This is a genomic window from Pseudomonas sp. H3_A02 (assembly GCF_054671965.1).
In genome coordinates this window covers 1857613-1875379 of the sequence record NZ_CP162807.1, presented here as the reverse complement: position 1 = coordinate 1875379, position 17767 = coordinate 1857613, and the positions used below count along the sequence as shown (strand labels likewise).

Here is a 17767-nt window from a genome sequence, read left to right as displayed (position 1 = left end):
CGCCTCACAACAGATTCGACGGCGTCAACGGCTGACCTCGCCATTCGAAAGCCACCGGCGCCAGTACCTGGTCGATCTGCGCTTCTTCCCACAACGTGGCAAAGCTTTTGCCCACACCCGGATGAATCCGATCCGGTGCGATCAACGACAAAGGCCACAGGACGAAGGCGTTCTTGAGGATTTCCGCGCGCGGCAGGATCAGCCCATCGAAGTTGCCGACCTGTTCGCCATACAACAACACGTCGATATCCAGCGGCAACCCCTTGCGGTCCGGCGCGTAACGTCCGTTGTCCGCCTCGATGAACTTGAGGCGACGGTCCAGCTCCATCAGCGGCAAGTCGGTGAAGGCCGATACGACGAAATTGAAGAATGGTCCGCTCTTGATCCCCACCGGCTGGCTCTCGAACACCGCCGAACAGCGTATGTCCACGAGGAAACCGGCCAAGGCCTCAAGACCGGCGCACAAATGGGTTTCGCGCTCGATATTGCTGCCGAGCCCGAGAAAAACCTGAGTCAGCGACATCCGCGCTCGATCTCCACGCCAACACCGCTGGCTGCCGGTACGGCGCCAGGCTTGGTCACTTTCAGACGCAGCCAGGTGATCTTGAACTCGTCCATGAGCGCCTGGGCCAGCCGCTCGGCGAAGGTTTCGACCAACTGGAACTGCGCCTGCTCGGCAAACACCTGGATGCGCGACGAAACGCTGGCGTAGTCGAGTGCCAGGGTCAGGTCGTCGCCCGCGGCGGCCGGGCGGTTATCCCAGGCAAAGCTCAGGTCAAGCCGCAGGCACTGTCGGATGCCTCGCTCCCAGTCGTAGGCACCGATTACCGTGTCGACTTCCAGGCCCTCGATAAACACTCTGTCCAAGCACTCTTCTCCGCAGCACGACAAGGGCGCGATGCCCCGTTAGAATCAGGGCGTCCTCGCCCGGAATAGTTAGCATGTTTTGGTTACTGGCGATTCTCGCCTACCTGCTCGGCTCGCTGTCCTTCGCCATTTTGCTCAGCCGCCTGACCGGTCGCCCGGATCCGCGAATGAGTGGCTCAGGCAATGCCGGCGCCACCAACATGCTGCGCCTGGCCGGACGCAAACTTGCCATCCTGACCCTGCTGGGTGACCTCTGCAAAGGCCTTGTCCCGGTATTGATCGCCAGCCTTGCAGGGCTTTCGTTGCAGCAACAGGCCTGGATCGGCGTCTGTGCCGTCATCGGCCATCTATTCCCGCTGTACTTTCGCTTTCGTGGCGGCAAAGGTGTCGCCACCGCCGCCGGCATGTTGCTGGGCCTGTACCCGCCCGCCGCCCTGCTCGCGGTCTGCGCCTGGCTGCTGACGTTCTACCTGACCCGCACCAGCTCCCTGGCCGCGCTGATCGCCACGCCGCTGACCCTGCCGTTGCTGGCCTGGCAGGAACCGGCGGCCTTGCTGCCCATGACTGCGCTGGTTGCACTGATCGTCTGGCGCCACCGGGGCAATCTACGCGACCTGTTCGCCGGGCGCGAACGGCATTTTTAAATGCCGTTTCACAGGGGGGCCAACTGCTCCATGGGCCAACGCGCCTGCACGCTGATTGCCAGGCTTTCCTGCTGGCCAGCCTGCAAACGCTGGCAGCCGGCAAAGGCAATCATCGCGCCGTTATCTGTGCAGAACTCCGGCCGTGCGTAGTAAACGTCGCCCTTCATGTCACCGAGCATTTTCTCCAGCGATGTCCGCAAGGCCTGGTTCGCACTCACGCCTCCGGCGATCACCAGGCGCTTGAGCCCGGCCTGCTTCAGGGCACGCTTGCACTTGATGGTCAAAGTCTCCACCACGGCCTGCTGGAACGCCAGCGAGATGTCGCAACGGGCTTGCTCACTGTCGTCCCCGGCGCTGACACGCTGTTGCCAGGTGTTCAAGGCGAACGTCTTCAGCCCGCTGAAACTGAAATCCAGGCCAGGACGGTCGCACATCGGCCGCGGGAACACGAAGCGCCCATCGACCCCTTGTGTGGCCAGCCGGGAGATTTCCGGCCCACCGGGATAATTGAGGCCCATCATTTTGGCAGTTTTGTCGAACGCTTCGCCGGCGGCATCGTCGAGGGTTTCGCCCAGCAGTTCGTATTGGCCGATTCCATCAACCCGGATGAGCTGCGTATGGCCGCCCGAGACCAACAAAGCGACGAACGGGAATTCTGGCGGTTGCGACTCCAGCATCGGCGCCAGCAAGTGGCCTTCCATGTGGTGCACGCCCAGGGCCGGAATCCCCCAGGCAAAGGCCAGCGCCTGGGCGCAGGAAGCGCCCACCAGCAACGCCCCCACCAGGCCCGGGCCGGCGGTGTAGGCGATGCCATCGATCTCGGTCGGCACGCAGCCGGCTTCGGCCAGGACCTGGCGGATCAAGGGCAGCATGCGCTTGACGTGATCGCGGGAGGCAAGCTCGGGCACCACCCCGCCGTAGGCGCGGTGCAGGTCGATCTGGCTGAACAGCGCATCGGCCAGCAGCCCGCGTTCGCTGTCGTAAAGTGCGACACCGGTTTCGTCGCAGGAGGTTTCTAATCCCAGTACTAGCATGGGTTTGCGCCTTGTAGAGGCTGAATTCGAAGGCGCGCATAATAGTCGCCGCGTTGTGCCCCGACCAGCGGTTTTCGATCAGAGGCTTTGCATTCCGAGCGTTGAGGGGTTAACATCCGCAACCCTTAAAAACCGACGTCTTCAAGTGCTCTTTTGCCGCGAGGATGTTGACCCCGGTAATGAATGAAGGTAGCTCTGGATGCCAGCCGTCAAAGTAAAAGAGAACGAACCCTTCGACGTAGCTCTGCGTCGTTTCAAGCGCTCCTGCGAAAAAGCCGGTGTTCTGGCTGAAGTTCGTAGCCGCGAATTCTACGAGAAGCCGACTTCTGAGCGTAAGCGCAAGGCAGCAGCCGCTGTTAAGCGTCACGCCAAGAAAGTTCAGCGCGAGCAGCGCCGCGCCGTACGTCTGTACTAATACACAGACGTCCGTAGCAAGCTTCTGCCAAGCCCGGCCCTCAAGCCGGGCTTATGGCATTTGCGGAATAACGCTTGATGCTTCACCGTCGAAGCCGCAGACGCGACCAAGACAACCCGCTTCACCGCGTCAGACCTGGCTCTTTTGCCAGCGGTGCACGTCTTTCCTGACGAGCCTTCCAAGGCTACCGACGAGCACACCCTGATTCCTCTAACGACGATCAGCCCAAGGCACCTGCTTGCGTGCCCGCTTCATGAGCTATCCGAGGCCTGACCGGCCGTTACCGGACTCAGCGCAACACATTCAAACAGTCGAATACTGATAGTGATTAACGTCAGTGGATAATCGGCAGATACACTTCCCGACAGCGATGATGCAGACGACCCGGTCGAGCCACCGATTCAGCGTGCCTCAAACCCAGACCCGGTTACGCCTGCCGACTTCGGGTCCATATTTCGCGCAGTGATGATGAGAACGCCATGGCCGGGCTGATTCCCCAGAGCTTTATTGACGACCTCCTGAACCGCACCGACATCGTCGACGTGGTCAGCTCTCGCCTGCAAATGAAAAAAGCAGGCAAGAACTACACGGCCTGCTGCCCGTTTCACAAAGAGAAAACGCCCTCTTTCAGCGTCAGCCCCGACAAGCAGTTCTACTATTGCTTCGGTTGCGGCGCGGGCGGCAATGCCCTCGGCTTCATCATGGACCACGACAACCTGGACTTTCCCCAGGCTGTCGAAGAATTGGCCAAAGCCGCGGGCATGGAAATACCCCGCGAAGAAAGCGGTCGACCGCACAAACCACGCCAACCGACCGATTCGCCGCTTTACCCACTATTGACGGCGGCGGCCGACTTTTATCGCCAGGCTCTCAAAAGCCACCCAGCACGCAAGGCCGCGGTGGATTATCTCAAGGGCCGCGGCCTGACGGGCGAAATCGCCCGGGACTTCGGGCTCGGATTCGCTCCGCCCGGCTGGGACAACCTGTACAAGCATCTAAGCAGCGACACACTGCAACAGCGCGCCATGATCGACGCCGGCCTGCTGATCGAAAATGCCGAAACCGGCAAGCGCTACGACCGCTTCCGCGACCGGGTCATGTTTCCGATCCGCGACACACGCGGACGGATCATCGCCTTTGGTGGCCGGGTGCTGGGCGATGACAAGCCGAAATACCTGAACTCCCCGGAAACCCCGGTGTTCCATAAGGGCCAGGAACTCTACGGCCTGTACGAAGCGCGCAAGAACAACCGCAACCTCGACGAAATCATCGTCGTCGAGGGCTACATGGACGTGATCGCCCTGGCCCAGCAAGGCCTGCGTAATGCCGTCGCGACCCTGGGCACGGCCACCAGCGAAGAGCACATGAAGCGCCTGTTTCGCGTCGTGCCCAACGTGCTGTTCTGCTTCGACGGCGACCAGGCCGGCCGCAATGCCGCCTGGCGCGCACTGGAGGCTACCTTGCCGTGCCTGCAGGACGGACGCCGGGCGCGCTTCCTGTTCCTGCCCGAGGGCGAGGACCCGGACACCCTGGTACGCTCCGAAGGCACCGACGCATTCCGTGCGCGGATCAACCAGCACGCACAACCGCTGGCCGACTATTTTTTCCAGCAGTTGACCGAAGAAGCCGATCCGCGCTCCCTCGAAGGCAAGGCCCACATGGCCACCCTCGCGGCGCCGCTGATCGACAAGGTGCCCGGCGCCAATCTGCGCACACTCATGCGCCAGCGCCTGACCGAGATCACCGGTCTCAACAGCGAAGCGGTCAACCAACTGGTGCACAGCGCCCCCCAGGAGGCGCCGCCGGCATATGACCCAGGCATCGATTACGACGCGATGCCGGATTTCGCCGACTATCATCAACCCCAGCAGGATTACGCCCCGCAGCAGGAATGGACGCCAAAAAAACCTGGCAGCGGCGGCAAGAAATGGGACAAGAAACCCTGGGACAAGAACGGCAAGCGCGGCGATCGCGACCAGCCACGTGCCCCGCGCGTGCCGGCCGCCGTCGAACCACCAACACTGGCCGCCTTGCGCACCTTGCTGCACCACCCGCAACTGGCGGAGAAAGTCGAGGACGCAGGGCACTTCGCCGCCGAGGACCACAGCAATACGCAATTGCTGGTGGCACTCCTTGAAGCCGTGCAGAAGAACCCCAAGCTAAACTCTTTCCAGTTGATCGCACGGTGGCACGGGACCGAGCAGGGACGCCTTTTGAAGGCCCTGGCCGAGAAGGAATGGCTGATTGAGGGAGACAACCTTGAACAACAGTTTTTCGACACCATTACTAGCTTGTCCGCCCGCCAACGCGAGCGAAACCTGGAACAACTTCTGCGAAAAGCTCGCCAGAGCGAGTTGACCAGCGAAGAGAAAAACCAATTGCGCGACTTACTCAGCCGCAATGTTTGCGCATCAAACCCGACCTCAACTGGCGCGTGAGGTCACAGCTCAGGTATAATCCTCGGCTTGTTTTTTGCCCGCCAAGACCTTCAGTGGATAGGGTGTTATGTCCGGAAAAGCGCAACAGCAGTCTCGTATCAAAGAGTTGATCCTATTGGGTCGTGAGCAGGGCTACCTGACTTACGCGGAGGTCAACGACCACCTGCCGGAGGATATTTCAGATCCGGAACAGGTGGAAGACATCATCCGCATGATCAACGACATGGGGATCAACGTATTCGAGGTTGCTCCAGATAAGGATGCCCTTATGCTGGCCGACGCCGATACCGACGAGGCGGCCGCTGAAGAAGCGGCCGCAGCGTTGGCAGCGGTCGAGACCGACATTGGTCGCACCACGGACCCCGTGCGCATGTACATGCGTGAAATGGGTACGGTAGAGCTCCTCACACGTGAAGGCGAAATCGAAATCGCCAAGCGTATTGAAGAAGGCATCCGTGAAGTGATGGGCGCAATCGCGCACTTCCCTGGCACGGTTGACCATATTCTCTCCGAGTACACCCGCGTCACCACCGAAGGTGGCCGCCTGTCCGACGTCCTGAGCGGCTATATCGACCCGGACGACGGCATTGCGCCGCCTGCCGCCGAAGTGCCGCCGCCGATCGACGCGAAAGCCGTCAAGGCCGACGACGACACCGATGACGACGACGCCGAAGCGAGCGACGACGAGGAAGAAGCCGAAAGTGGTCCGGATCCGGTCATCGCCGCACAGCGTTTCGGCGCTGTGTCCGACCAGATGGAAATCACCCGCAAGGCGCTGAAAAAGCACGGCCGCAACAACAAGCAGGCGATTGCCGAGCTGTTGGCACTGGCCGAGCTGTTCATGCCGATCAAACTGGTGCCGAAGCAATTCGAAGGCCTGGTCGAGCGTGTTCGCAGTGCCCTGGATCGCTTGCGTCAGCAAGAGCGCGCGATCATGCAGCTTTGCGTGCGTGACGCCCGCATGCCACGTGCTGATTTCCTGCGCCAGTTCCCAGGCAACGAAGTCGACGAAAGCTGGACCGATGCATTGGCCAAGGGCAAGAGCAAATACGCCGAAGCCATTGCCCGCTTGCAGCCGGACATCATTCGTTGCCAGCAGAAACTCAGTGCGCTGGAGGCCGAGACTGGCCTGAGCATCGCCGAGATCAAGGACATCAACCGTCGCATGTCGATCGGCGAGGCCAAGGCCCGTCGCGCGAAGAAAGAGATGGTCGAAGCGAACTTGCGTCTGGTGATCTCCATCGCCAAGAAGTACACCAACCGCGGCCTGCAATTTCTCGACCTGATCCAGGAAGGCAACATCGGCCTGATGAAGGCGGTGGACAAGTTCGAATACCGTCGCGGCTACAAGTTCTCGACTTATGCCACCTGGTGGATCCGTCAGGCGATCACTCGCTCGATCGCCGACCAGGCCCGCACCATCCGTATTCCGGTGCACATGATCGAGACGATCAACAAGCTCAACCGCATTTCCCGGCAGATGCTGCAGGAAATGGGTCGCGAACCGACGCCGGAAGAGCTGGGCGAACGCATGGAAATGCCTGAGGACAAGATCCGCAAGGTATTGAAGATCGCCAAAGAGCCGATCTCCATGGAAACCCCGATCGGCGATGACGAAGACTCCCATCTGGGTGACTTCATCGAAGACTCCACCATGCAGTCTCCGATCGATGTCGCCACGGTCGAGAGTCTCAAGGAAGCGACTCGCGAAGTACTCTCCGGCCTCACTGCCCGTGAAGCCAAGGTACTGCGCATGCGCTTCGGCATCGACATGAATACCGACCACACCCTCGAGGAAGTCGGTAAGCAGTTCGATGTGACCCGTGAACGGATTCGCCAGATCGAAGCCAAGGCGTTGCGCAAACTGCGCCACCCGACGCGAAGCGAGCATCTGCGCTCCTTCCTCGACGAGTGACCTTCAAAACCCCCGGCCCTGCCGGGGGTTTTGTTATGCACAGATAAAATCCCCTTCGTTACGCTCCTCACCCCCCTGTTGCCCGTCTACACTCGAATCATCCTCCCAAGCCATGACGAGACAGTGATGCCCAGACTGACGGCCGCGCTTTTGCTGTCATTGATCACCTGGACCGCAACAGCTGGCGCGTTGACGCTCACCGATGAGGAGCTCCGCTGGCTCAAGGACCACCCCGACCTGCGCCTGGGTATCGACGCCTCATGGCCGCCGTTTGAGTTTCGCGACGATCAAGGCCGCTATCAGGGCTTGGCCGCCGACTACATTGAGATCATCCGTGAACGCTTGGCCGTCAAGCTCACGCCCGTCGAGCCGGCCAGCTGGACTGCCGTGCTCGAGCAGGTCGTACAGGGCAAGATCGACCTATTGCCGGGCATCATGTCCACCCCGGAACGCCAGAATTACCTGGCATTTACCCGCCCCTACCTGGATTTCCCCATTGTCATCCTGGCCCATCGCGGTGGCGCCCAGCCCCACAGCCTCAAGGAGCTATACGGGCTGAAAATCGCCGTAGTGGAGAACTATGCCCCCCATGAATTGCTGCGCAACCATCATCCCGACCTGAACCTCGTGGCGCTGCCCAACGTCAGTTCAGCCCTGCAAGCGCTGGCAACCGATGAAGTGGACGCGGTAGTGGGCGATCTGGCTTCCAGTGTCTGGAGCCTGCGCCAGCTCAAGCTCGAAGGTCTTTATGTCAGCGGGGAAACGCCCTATCGCTATCAATTGGCAATGGCCGTTCCTCGCGACAACAAGGTATTGGTGGGCATCCTGGATAAAGTCCTGGCAGACATGAGCCCGGCCGAGGTCGCCGAGATCCAGCAGAAGTGGATCGGCAATGTGCACGACTATCGCCAGCTCTGGTCAGACTTACTGTTTTACGGCCTGCCTGCGCTGCTGCTCCTGGTCGGCATATTGGCGGTGGTGATTCGCATCAATCGCCGGCTCAGCTCGGAAATCGCCCGCAGGGTCGAGCTTGAGCAGGAGTTGCGTAGCAGCGAATACCATTACCGCGGGTTGGTGGAGAGCCTGTCGGCCATTGCCTGGGAGGCAAGGGTCAGCGATTTCACCTACAGCTACGTGTCGCCTCACGCTGAAGACCTGTTGGGCTACCCCCTCTCCCATTGGCTGGTCCCAGGTTTCTGGCGCAACATCATTCATCCGGCAGACCTGATCCGAGCCCAGAGTTACTGCGATCATGAAGTACTGGCGGGTCGCGACCACTGCATTGATTACCGGGTAATCACGGCCGATGGTCGCTGCCTGTGGGTGCGCGACATCGTCAGCCTGATCGAGCACGGACACGAACCGCTGATGCGCGGATTGATGATCGATATCAGTGAAGCCAAGCGCACCGAGGAAGCACTGCGTCTTTCGGAGCAGAAATTTGCCTCGGTGTTCCGCCAGTGTCCGGACATCCTGGTGATTGCACGGCTGTTGGACGGTTGCCTGCTGGAGGTCAACAAGGCCTTCGAAGAGCAGATCGGCCTGAGTGCCGCAGAAGTGGTGGGGCGCAACGCAACCGAACTGAATATCTGGGGCATCCAAGGCGTGGGGCCGAGCCTGTTGCAGCGTTTGCAGGCCGGCAGTATTCGCAACCTGGAAATGCCCTTTCGCCGAAACAACGGCCAGGTGTTCACCGGGCTGATCTCCGCTGAGCCCTTTGACCTCGACACAACGCCAGCCCTGGTCGTGGTGGTACGAGACATCAGCCAGCTCAAGGAAACCCAGCAGCAATTGCAGACGTCCGAAGAGAAGTTCGCCAAGGCGTTCCACGCCTCGCCCGATGGCCTGCTGCTGTCCCGGCAAAGCGACGGTTTGCTGATTGAAGTCAACGAAGGGTTCAGCCGCATTACCGGCTTCAACAGCGCCCTGTCGGTGGACCGCTCCACCCTGGACCTGGGCATTTGGGTCAATCTCAACGAGCGCAAGCAGATGCTCGACCTGCTGAAACGGGACGGCTTCGTCAGGGATTTCAGCTGCCATATCCGTCGCAACGACGGGCAGATACGGCTCTGCGAAGTGTCCAGCCGCCCACTGCCCATCGGCAACGAAGACTACATGCTGACCATCGCCCGGGACATTACCGAACGCCACATGATGCAGGAAAAACTGCAACAGGCCGCCACCGTGTTTGAGAGCACTGCCGAGGGCGTGCTGATCACCGATACCCAACAACATATCAGTGCCGTGAACCGAGCCTTCACTGAAATCACCGGCTACAGCGAAACCGAAGCCTTGGGCCACACACCCCGGCTGTTGGCTTCCGGCCTGCATGACAGCGCGTTTTACGCGGCAATGTGGCACCAGTTGACCGCGGAGGGGCACTGGCAGGGAGAGATCTCCAACCGGCGCAAGAACGGCGAGCTGTACCCCAGTTGGCTGACCATCAGCGCGGTACGCAATCGGGACCGACAAATCACCCATTTCGTCGCGGTCTTCGCCGACATCTCCAGTCTCAAGCACGCCCAGGCCCGGCTCGATTACCAGGCTCACCACGACCCGCTGACGGGCCTGCCCAATCGCACGCTGTTCGAAAGCCGCTTGCTGGCGGCTCTTAACAGCCAGCAGGAAAACGGTAGCCAGGGTGCCGTGCTGTTCTTGGACCTGGACCGCTTCAAGCACATCAATGACAGCCTCGGACACCCGGTCGGCGACCTGCTGCTCAAGGGCATCGCCGTGCGCTTGCGCGAGCAGTTGCGCGACATCGACACCGTGGCGCGCCTGGGCGGCGACGAATTCATTATCCTGCTGCCGGGCCTGCAGCAGCCCAGCGATGCCGAGCACATCGCCCAGAAACTGTTGAACTGCTTTACCGCACCTTTCCAGGCCGGCGAGCACGAGTTCTTCATCAGCGCCAGCATCGGCACCAGCCTCTACCCGCAGGATGGCTGCGACGTCGCCACGCTGGTCAAGAATGCCGACGCGGCGATGTACCGCTCCAAGGCCAAGGGCCGCAATCGGGTGGAGAAATACACCCGCGACCTCACCGCCCAGGCCAGCGAGCGCGTGGCCTTGGAGCACGAACTGCGCCGCGCGATTGAACGCAACGAGCTGTCACTGTCCTTCCAACCGAAAATCAGCCTCGTCGACAACCGACTGGTGGGCGCCGAGGCACTGATTCGCTGGTATCACCCGACATTTGGCGATGTCCCGCCCGAACACTTCATCCCGTTGGCGGAAGAAAACGGCATGATCCTGCAAATTGGCGACTGGGTACTGGAGCGCGCCTGCCGGCAACTGTGCGAATGGAACAGCACTTACGAAAGCCTAGGCCCACTGTCGGTCAACCTGGCCGGCGCCCAACTGCGCCAACCCAACTTGCTGGGGCGAATCGAACAACTGCTGCGCGAGCACCAGCTCCAGCCCGACTTATTGCAACTGGAGATTACCGAGAACTTCATCATGAGCCAGGCCGAAGAGGCCCTGACGGTGCTGCACCAACTGAAGAACCTCGGCGTGCAACTGGCCATCGACGACTTCGGCACGGGCTACTCCTCCCTGAGTTACCTCAAGCGCCTGCCGCTGGACATCCTCAAGATCGACCAGTCCTTCGTCCGTGGCCTGCCCGACGACCCCCACGACGCGGCCATCGTGCGGGCAATCATCGCCCTGGGTCGCAGCATGCAATTCACCATCATCGCCGAGGGTGTCGAAACCCTGGCCCAGCAGCAATTCCTGACCGAAGAAGGTTGCGAACAGATCCAGGGCTACATCGTCAGCCTGCCCCTGTGCGCCGACGAGTTTGCCGCAACGTTTCTTCGTGTGACCGTATCGGATTTTTCGGATAGCACAGCCGAGAAACCGTCGCTATAATCCGCGACCTACTGAGGGCCTATAGCTCAGTTGGTTAGAGCAGAGGACTCATAATCCTTTGGTCCACGGTTCGAGTCCGTGTGGGCCCACCATCTTGAAAGCCGCGCATTGCGCGGCTTTCGCGTTTCTGGCGGAATCATCACAGATACAGTCCTATGGTCCAAAGGTACAAATTAGGTACAGTGCGGCTTCGCTTGCACGCCTTTGGAGTCCTTCAGATGGCCACAATCGTTAAAACCCCTGCCGGCACCTGGAAGGCCGTCATCCGCAAAACCGGATGGCCGACCAACGCCAAAACCTTCCGCACCAAACGCGACGCCGAAGACTGGTCACGACGCACCGAAGACGAAATGGTGCGTGGTGTATATATCCAGCGCAGCGGCTCTGAGCGACTGACGCTCGAAAAGGCGCTCCAGCAATACCTCCGTGAAGTGAGCCCTACCAAGAAGCCCACAACGCAGAGAGCGGAAGCAACCAAGGCGCAGCAACTGATACGACACCTGGGGAAGTATTCCCTCGCGGCATTATCGTCCGAAGTGATCGCCAACTATCGCGATACCCGACTGGGCTCACTCACCAACCGCGGCAATCCCACGAGTAACAACACCGTGCGGCTGGAGCTAGCTTTACTGAGCCATCTGTTCACGGTTGCGATTCAAGAGTGGGGCCTTGGATTGACCTTTAACCCAGTGCTCAATATTCGTAAGCCGAGCCCAGGCGAAGGTCGTGACCGTCGTCTATCCCCAGAGGAGGAACGACGACTACTGGCAGCCGTGAACAACCACAGCAACCCCATGCTTGGGTGGATCGTCCGTATCGCTCTGGAAACGGGAATGCGCTCTTCGGAAATCACAGGCCTACGTCGCCACCAAATCGATCTCAAAAGACGCGTGGTCCGCCTCTCAGATACCAAGAACGACAGCGCACGTACTGTTCCTCTAAGCAGGCTGGCAACGGTGACCCTCCAGGCCGCACTTGATAACCCTACCCGGCCACAGGATTGCGATCTTGTATTCTTCGGCGAGCCTGGGAAAGACGGAAAACGACGTCCCTATGCGTTTACCAAAATCTGGGGAGTGCTCAAAAAGACGTTCGGAATGCCTGACTTGCGCTTTCACGATTTACGACATGAGGCGGTTAGTCGATTCGTCGAGGGAGGCCTTTCTGATCAGGAGGTGTCAGCTATCAGTGGACATAAATCCATGCAAATGCTGAAACGCTACACACATCTCCGGGCTGAAGATCTGGTAGGTCGGCTAGATCGGATAAAAAAATTAAAAACCGCATGAAATATTTCTATCTAGACGACCACATCAATAAATTTCGCAACTAGCTGATATACAAATAATTAAACCCACCCGCCAAGTAACAAAAGACCAAAACAATATATTTTGGCAAACACAAATATCCATTTTTGGAAATTACCAATAGGTGAACATGGTCAATGGATCGACGCTACTGCATTTGACCAAACAAACAACAACCAGAAGAATACGTCCACTTACCCATAACTTAGGTGGACTTACAAATGACAACGGAAGAATACATGCTCGAGCGATTTGGCCCGCTTATGAGCATCGCGGATATTGCTTCGCTATTGGGACGCTCTCCAGATGGGGTTCGAGTAGCTCTTTACTCAAACACTGATGTGTCCCGAAAACTACACCCCACAATGATGAGAGTGGGGCGCCGAGTCTACTTCCGCACACTACAAGTTAAAGATGCCCTTGCACTGGATAGCAACAGCACTTCCCAGGAAACGCATCAATGAAACAGGACGATCGCAAAGAGCCGCAACCAAGCTCGGCGATCAGAGTAAAACGCCGTGCGTATTCGTCCGTCCCCGACGACATTTTGACTGACAGACGCTTGAGCTGGAGAGCCCGTATTGTCCTGTCATGGATGCTCGGACGCAGTCCTGAATTTGAGTTGCGGATTGGCCCTATCCGTAGACTATTCGGGCTTAGCGAGCAGCAGTGGTCGAAGGTTCGCTGGGAACTACAAAATACAGGCTACTTCCAGCAAGAGCGTGTACAGGGCGAACATGGAAAATTCGTATGGTTCCACGTAGTCACCGACACCCCAGAAATTCCATCCCCTACAAAACCAGGGGATGGTTCTCCACAGGCTGGTGGACCAGAGGGTGGCAGGCCATCGCATGGAGAAAATGGGGATATACCAACTAGACGTTCTACCAATTACGAAAGAACCAAAAAGATAAATACCACTACAACAGATACGGCGGTTTCAAACACCAATCGCGAATCGCTGATATGGCCTCACCTATCAGAGACCGAGAAGAACGCTATTGCAGATTTGCTAGCAGGAATACCTCAGAAAAGGGCGCAGGAACTGCTCGACGAACTTGCGAGCGCATTGGAAGCGCAAAGCATCAGAACAAGCCCTAGCAGGTGGTTTAGAGCTGTGGTTTCTCGATGCAAGAAAGGTGAGTTCAACCCTGCGGGAGCACTAGCCATTGCAGCCAAGCGCAATGCATCAACCACTTCAAGATCTGCCAAGCCAATCAAAGCAGCGCCAAGCTCACCTTATCGTGCTCAATGTCACATGCAGGAGATTAAAGCGTTGCTTGGAATAAGGGGTTCATCTTCTACGGATCGGGAGGAAAGCGTGACCGCCGTTTTTTCATCTCAACAAAAAGAGTGGCAACCATGAAGGATTTCTCTGTCTATCTCACTTTCATTGTCAGCATCACCATGTTGCCGGCCGCCTACGCTCAAATTCCCGTAACGGTGACAACCCAGGCAAGTGACTCGCCAATGACCATGGCTGAATTCGCGGCCAACACAGCGCGCTGGGCACAGCAAGTCGAGCAAATGACTTCGCAAATTGACCAGATGAAGCAGCAATACCAGTCGATCACCGGATCGCGTGGCCTGGGCACCATCATGAATAACCCAGCTCTTCGAGATTACCTACCGCAAGACTGGCAGCAGGTTTACGACTCCGTACAGAGCGGCGGCTATGCCGGCCTGAGTGGAAGGGCGGCCCAGATCTACAACGACAGAAAGGTCTACGACGCCTGCTCACAGTTCACGACGACCCAGCAGAGAACTTCATGCCAAGCCCAGGCGGTAAAGCCGTCGCAAGACAAAGCTTTCGCCCTGGACGCCTACGACGCAGCCAAAGGCCGCTTGAGGCAGATCGATCAGTTGATGGGAAAGATCAACGACACCGCAGATCCCAAGGCTATTGCAGAGCTACCGGGTCGGATTTCGGCCGAGCAAGCGATGATTCAGAACGAGCAAACCAAGCTCCATATGTACCAGATGGCGGCCCAGGCGGAGGACCGTCTACAGCGGCAGCAACAGCGGGAAATCAATGCTCAGCTCGTCGATAAGCGTGGGCACTCGAGATTGCAAACCTTCAACCCACTCGACCAGTAAGGGGAACGCCATGCCAATTTTTTATCTTTTTTCCATTGCCGTCGCTAGCTTTTACGCGAGCTTGATCATCAGCTTTTGGCTGGCCGTGCGCCGCGTCGGAAAGCTCAAGGCTGCCTATCGCCTGGAATGGCAGGTTTTCAATTTCGACGTGATTGGGACCTTCTGGGCCGCACTGGTTATTTTCTGGGCTGCGTATGACTGGCTTAACCTGCCCACCAGAGGATTCGAAAGCTGGGAGTGCTGCTTCTACGCGGTCATTTCAAGTCTCGCAGCGGTGGGTATGGGTTACTTCAACGGTCGCGAACGATTCACCAACCCCACTCATGCCGGAATAGCTGAATCCGCACTCCGATTTCTTGCAACTCGACACATCATTACGGCAGCCGAGGTAGCGCATGCCCTGCGCACGATGTCGCTGCCCATTACATCGGGAGTGAAGAAATGAAAAAGGTCTCCTTCGTTCTCGCGGTCGCAGTCATCCTGGCCGGTTGTGGCGAAAGCACGCCAGTTCGAACCGTTGATTGGTACAAGAGTCACGATGCGGAACGTAAAAGCATGATCCTCAAATGTGAGGAAAATCCGGGCGAACTGGCAACGACGCCGAATTGTATCAACGCCAAAACCGCGGCCAATCATCTAGCGGTCGATAAACGGGACTACCCCAGGTTGGTCCCATCCAATCCACTGAAAGGAGGCTCGTGACATGGAGTGGACCGTATTTCAATGGATCGGCGGAAGCCTGGACGCGATGCTGAACACCTTCGTTTCACAAACGGCATCGAATGTGATTTTGGGTTTCCAGTTGACGATACTTACCTGTGTCACTCTCTACATCACGTTGACAGGCTATGCGATCAGCTCCGGCGCGGTGGAGGCGCCTTTTCCAACGTACCTCAAACAATGCATCAAGATCAGCATCATTGCTGCTTTTTGCATGACGGTAGATTCCTATACAGCAACGGTCATATCGGCGATTCACGGATTAGAAAGCGGCCTAGCCGACATCGTGTCCACATCGAATGCGCACTCCACCAATATCTATCAAGTGCTGGACGAATCGACGAACAAAGGGCTCAACGTTGCTTATGACATGCTCGGCAAAGCAGCAAAACGGGAGTTCTATGAACTGGGACAGATGTTCTGGGATGCCCTAAACGCGCTTCTGATGGCGATGGCTGTGTTTCTGATCCATCTACCGGCCGCAGCAACCATAATTCTGGCCAAACTTGGCCTGGGCGTGCTGCTGGGAATCGGGCCGATATTCATCGCTGCACTCATGTTCCCCGTCACAGCCCAATGGTTCGACCGATGGTTCCAGCAGGCGCTTTCATTCGCTCTGGAGATCGCCATCGCGATGGTTGTTGTCACTGTCGGGGTTGCTCTCTTCAAACACCTTTTTGATCAGGTAATTGTCGTAGGTGATGACAACCCCATCACCTCTTTTTTCCAGATCCTGGCGACAGCCCTCCTCATCTTCTTTGCACTTAAGAAAACGAGCGGGCTGGGCTCATCCTTGGCCGGAGGTATTTCGTTCGGAGCCGTCACCTTCCGCAACATGGCTGATGCCGTCGGGAATGTTGTCAATCCGAAAACGGCGCGGCGTGATATGCAGTCCGGGATGATGGTCACAGCAGGTCGCACCAACCACATGGTGGCGGGCAATACAGTTTGGAATCCGGCCTACCGTCAGCACGTCTTGCAAAACCTTGGAAAGAACTGGGGCCCCGCAACGGGTGGCTCCGTTAAAGGTAATTGAAGCCATTACCGCTGCGCGCCCTACGGGCTTACCCAAAGGGGTACTGCCCCTCTGGACACCTGCCCTCGCCGGGAGGCAGGGGTGCAGGGAGTAAAGCGCCCCTGCATCCCTGCCCTGAGGGTAAGGGCACTCCATCGGCATCAAGGGTACGCTTCGCCGGCATCCTCGCCCGGTCCACTCGCTACGCTCGCGGCTGCGGCCTCCGGTCCCGCCCTTGACGCCGATTCCGGCGCACGATCAACATCCAGCGCTAGCTCTGTCGTAGGAAGTGACCCTACGGTTCCTCGCCAGCCCCATCGCGACATTTCACGAACTCAGTCAAATCAATTTCTCCATTGATGAAACGCCTTGCGCGTTTCTCATCGGCCTTGCTGAGCTGAAAGCCTTCTAAGCCAACAGACGAGCGTGCGTAGTTAACTGCTTCCTCTCTACGCCGCCGTTCAGCATCAGAGATTTGGGGATGATGATTTTTGTCCATCAGCCAGCCCTACCGTCCAGCCCATATGATTTAAATTTTACTTGGTAAGCCAGCACAACGCGATTTCGTGGAGAAACCAGGCCAAGCGAGCAACGACACCACCTAGTATCACGGCCTCTGATGGCTGCGAACGGTCCAGATCACAGCTAAAAATTTCGTCATGACGAAATTTTCGAGAAGGGACCCGGACTCAGTGATAACGCGCACCTTCCTTCCGATCACCCTGGAGAAATGCATGACATCATCAACGCTCTCACGCGCTATGCGTGACAAAGCCACTGAACTGCAAAACCAGATGGTTGACGTGATGGAACGCTTTGCTAACGAGAATCCCGGCATTCCTGCGCAGATCTTGATGGCAGGACTTGGACAATTAGTCGTCCAATTTTCGGTTAGCCAGGTTGGCCCAGACATGACCATCCGATTCCTCGATGATTTAAGAGAGGCTGTCCGAAGAATCGAACAGGCGCATTAATTCCTACCCGTTCGAGCCCCTTGAGCCGGCGAAGAGCACATCGGAGTGGTTGGAAAATGCCGCTTCCAGAGTCTCTAACGCTTTCTGGCTGTAATCGGCGTCAAGGGCGGAACCGGAGGCCGCTGCCGCGAGCGTAGCGAGTGGACCGGGCGAGGATGCCGGCGAAGCGTACCCTTGATGCCGATGGAGTGCCCGCACCCTTCGGGCGGGGTTGCAGGAGAGTTTTTTCCTCCTGCAACCCTGCAACCGGCGAGGGCGGAGAGTCCAGAGGGGCAGCGTCCCTTTGGGCAAGCCCGAAGGGCGCGCAGTCTGACCCATCCCATTTTTGCTTCACAACTCACTCGGCATTTCTCGTTCGCACTCTGCAAAACCACGTTTCTTTTCCCAAGCTCGGCATTCCTTCGTCATGACTAAGAATCGGAGACCTGAGAGGGCTAGTGCAGGATAGGCAAGACGCCGTGACTTCGTCAT

At 58.1% G+C, this 17767-nt stretch carries 16 protein-coding genes and 1 tRNA gene; 13 read left to right on the top strand and 4 right to left on the bottom strand.

Features of this window, described 5'->3' with window-relative positions; genetic code table 11:
* Positions 1 to 4: 4 nt before the first annotated feature.
* A complete protein-coding gene (folK, locus tag AB4N80_RS08070) occupies positions 5 to 523 on the bottom strand; it encodes a 2-amino-4-hydroxy-6-hydroxymethyldihydropteridine diphosphokinase (RefSeq protein ID WP_122566677.1) in 519 nt (172 codons plus the stop codon).
* Complete coding sequence (gene folB, locus AB4N80_RS08065; protein ID WP_207965527.1) at positions 514 to 867, bottom strand: dihydroneopterin aldolase; 354 nt, start codon at positions 865 to 867, stop codon at positions 514 to 516. The genes folK and folB overlap by 10 nt, the downstream gene beginning before the upstream one ends.
* A gap of 74 nt (positions 868 to 941) precedes the next feature.
* On the opposite strand from folB, the gene plsY reads away from it, so the two are divergent.
* Positions 942 to 1511: a glycerol-3-phosphate 1-O-acyltransferase PlsY gene (gene plsY / locus AB4N80_RS08060; RefSeq protein WP_003206189.1), complete on the top strand. Its 570-nt coding sequence runs from the start codon at positions 942 to 944 to the stop codon at positions 1509 to 1511.
* A gap of 8 nt (positions 1512 to 1519) precedes the next feature.
* On the opposite strand, the gene tsaD is transcribed toward plsY, so the two are convergent.
* Positions 1520 to 2545 carry a tRNA (adenosine(37)-N6)-threonylcarbamoyltransferase complex transferase subunit TsaD gene (gene tsaD / locus AB4N80_RS08055; RefSeq protein ID WP_460081455.1) on the bottom strand — a complete coding sequence of 342 codons (1026 nt, stop codon included), beginning with the start codon at positions 2543 to 2545 and terminating at the stop codon, positions 1520 to 1522.
* A 199-nt stretch (positions 2546 to 2744) separates the two neighbouring features.
* Here tsaD and rpsU point away from each other — a divergent pair, with 199 nt between their 5' ends.
* The 11 genes from rpsU (at position 2745) to AB4N80_RS08000 (ending at position 16343) form a co-directional block, all read left to right on the top strand.
* Positions 2745 to 2960, top strand: a complete 216-nt coding sequence (gene rpsU, locus AB4N80_RS08050) for a 30S ribosomal protein S21 (protein WP_002551877.1) — start codon at positions 2745 to 2747, stop codon at positions 2958 to 2960.
* A gap of 479 nt (positions 2961 to 3439) precedes the next feature.
* Positions 3440 to 5398 carry a DNA primase gene (dnaG, locus tag AB4N80_RS08045; RefSeq protein WP_018607333.1) on the top strand — a complete coding sequence of 653 codons (1959 nt, stop codon included), beginning with the start codon at positions 3440 to 3442 and terminating at the stop codon, positions 5396 to 5398.
* 67 nt (positions 5399 to 5465) lie between these two features.
* The gene (gene rpoD, locus AB4N80_RS08040; RefSeq protein WP_122566674.1) at positions 5466 to 7313 is read left to right on the top strand and encodes an RNA polymerase sigma factor RpoD; all 1848 of its coding nucleotides are present in this window, start codon (positions 5466 to 5468) and stop codon (positions 7311 to 7313) included.
* 126 nt (positions 7314 to 7439) lie between these two features.
* On the top strand, positions 7440 to 11183 hold the full coding sequence (locus AB4N80_RS08035; RefSeq protein ID WP_122566673.1) for an EAL domain-containing protein: 3744 nt from the start codon (positions 7440 to 7442) through the stop codon (positions 11181 to 11183).
* A 15-nt stretch (positions 11184 to 11198) separates the two neighbouring features.
* Positions 11199 to 11275 (top strand) — tRNA-Ile (locus AB4N80_RS08030).
* 126 nt (positions 11276 to 11401) lie between these two features.
* Positions 11402 to 12472 carry a tyrosine-type recombinase/integrase gene (locus AB4N80_RS08025; protein ID WP_460081452.1) on the top strand — a complete coding sequence of 357 codons (1071 nt, stop codon included), beginning with the start codon at positions 11402 to 11404 and terminating at the stop codon, positions 12470 to 12472.
* Between the two features lie 478 nt (positions 12473 to 12950).
* Complete coding sequence (locus AB4N80_RS08020; RefSeq protein WP_460081450.1) at positions 12951 to 13856, top strand: hypothetical protein; 906 nt, start codon at positions 12951 to 12953, stop codon at positions 13854 to 13856.
* The gene (gene virB5, locus AB4N80_RS08015) at positions 13853 to 14587 is read left to right on the top strand and encodes a P-type DNA transfer protein VirB5 (protein ID WP_460081447.1); all 735 of its coding nucleotides are present in this window, start codon (positions 13853 to 13855) and stop codon (positions 14585 to 14587) included. The genes AB4N80_RS08020 and virB5 overlap by 4 nt, the downstream gene beginning before the upstream one ends.
* A gap of 10 nt (positions 14588 to 14597) precedes the next feature.
* Positions 14598 to 15032 (top strand): hypothetical protein, encoded by a 435-nt coding sequence (locus AB4N80_RS08010; protein ID WP_460081445.1) that lies wholly within the window; start codon positions 14598 to 14600, stop codon positions 15030 to 15032.
* Positions 15029 to 15289, top strand: coding sequence for an EexN family lipoprotein (locus AB4N80_RS08005; RefSeq protein WP_460081443.1), 261 nt, complete (start codon positions 15029 to 15031; stop codon positions 15287 to 15289). The genes AB4N80_RS08010 and AB4N80_RS08005 overlap by 4 nt, the downstream gene beginning before the upstream one ends.
* Position 15290: 1 nt before the next feature.
* Positions 15291 to 16343, top strand: coding sequence for a TrbL/VirB6 family protein (locus AB4N80_RS08000; RefSeq protein ID WP_460081441.1), 1053 nt, complete (start codon positions 15291 to 15293; stop codon positions 16341 to 16343).
* A 274-nt stretch (positions 16344 to 16617) separates the two neighbouring features.
* Here the strand turns inward: AB4N80_RS08000 and AB4N80_RS07995 are convergent, their stop codons facing one another.
* A complete protein-coding gene (locus AB4N80_RS07995) occupies positions 16618 to 16821 on the bottom strand; it encodes an antitoxin VbhA family protein (RefSeq protein WP_460081439.1) in 204 nt (67 codons plus the stop codon).
* Between the two features lie 235 nt (positions 16822 to 17056).
* Between AB4N80_RS07995 and AB4N80_RS07990 the strand changes: the two genes are divergently transcribed.
* A complete protein-coding gene (locus AB4N80_RS07990; protein WP_460081437.1) occupies positions 17057 to 17296 on the top strand; it encodes a hypothetical protein in 240 nt (79 codons plus the stop codon).
* The last annotated feature ends 471 nt before the right edge of the window (positions 17297 to 17767 follow it).

What these genes read in the sequence shown, in the direction of transcription:
- folK (WP_122566677.1), bottom strand. Translation starts at nt 523, where the DNA reads ATGTCGCTGACTCAGGTTTTTCTCGGGCTCGGCAGCAATATCGAGCGC.
- plsY (WP_003206189.1), top strand. Translation starts at nt 942, where the DNA reads ATGTTTTGGTTACTGGCGATTCTCGCCTACCTGCTCGGCTCGCTGTCC.
- tsaD (WP_460081455.1), bottom strand. Translation starts at nt 2,545, where the DNA reads ATGCTAGTACTGGGATTAGAAACCTCCTGCGACGAAACCGGTGTCGCA.
- rpsU (WP_002551877.1), top strand. Translation starts at nt 2,745, where the DNA reads ATGCCAGCCGTCAAAGTAAAAGAGAACGAACCCTTCGACGTAGCTCTG.
- dnaG (WP_018607333.1), top strand. Translation starts at nt 3,440, where the DNA reads ATGGCCGGGCTGATTCCCCAGAGCTTTATTGACGACCTCCTGAACCGC.
- rpoD (WP_122566674.1), top strand. Translation starts at nt 5,466, where the DNA reads ATGTCCGGAAAAGCGCAACAGCAGTCTCGTATCAAAGAGTTGATCCTA.
- AB4N80_RS08035 (WP_122566673.1), top strand. Translation starts at nt 7,440, where the DNA reads ATGCCCAGACTGACGGCCGCGCTTTTGCTGTCATTGATCACCTGGACC.
- AB4N80_RS08025 (WP_460081452.1), top strand. Translation starts at nt 11,402, where the DNA reads ATGGCCACAATCGTTAAAACCCCTGCCGGCACCTGGAAGGCCGTCATC.
- AB4N80_RS08020 (WP_460081450.1), top strand. Translation starts at nt 12,951, where the DNA reads ATGAAACAGGACGATCGCAAAGAGCCGCAACCAAGCTCGGCGATCAGA.
- virB5 (WP_460081447.1), top strand. Translation starts at nt 13,853, where the DNA reads ATGAAGGATTTCTCTGTCTATCTCACTTTCATTGTCAGCATCACCATG.
- AB4N80_RS08010 (WP_460081445.1), top strand. Translation starts at nt 14,598, where the DNA reads ATGCCAATTTTTTATCTTTTTTCCATTGCCGTCGCTAGCTTTTACGCG.
- AB4N80_RS08005 (WP_460081443.1), top strand. Translation starts at nt 15,029, where the DNA reads ATGAAAAAGGTCTCCTTCGTTCTCGCGGTCGCAGTCATCCTGGCCGGT.
- AB4N80_RS08000 (WP_460081441.1), top strand. Translation starts at nt 15,291, where the DNA reads ATGGAGTGGACCGTATTTCAATGGATCGGCGGAAGCCTGGACGCGATG.
- AB4N80_RS07995 (WP_460081439.1), bottom strand. Translation starts at nt 16,821, where the DNA reads ATGGACAAAAATCATCATCCCCAAATCTCTGATGCTGAACGGCGGCGT.
- AB4N80_RS07990 (WP_460081437.1), top strand. Translation starts at nt 17,057, where the DNA reads ATGACATCATCAACGCTCTCACGCGCTATGCGTGACAAAGCCACTGAA.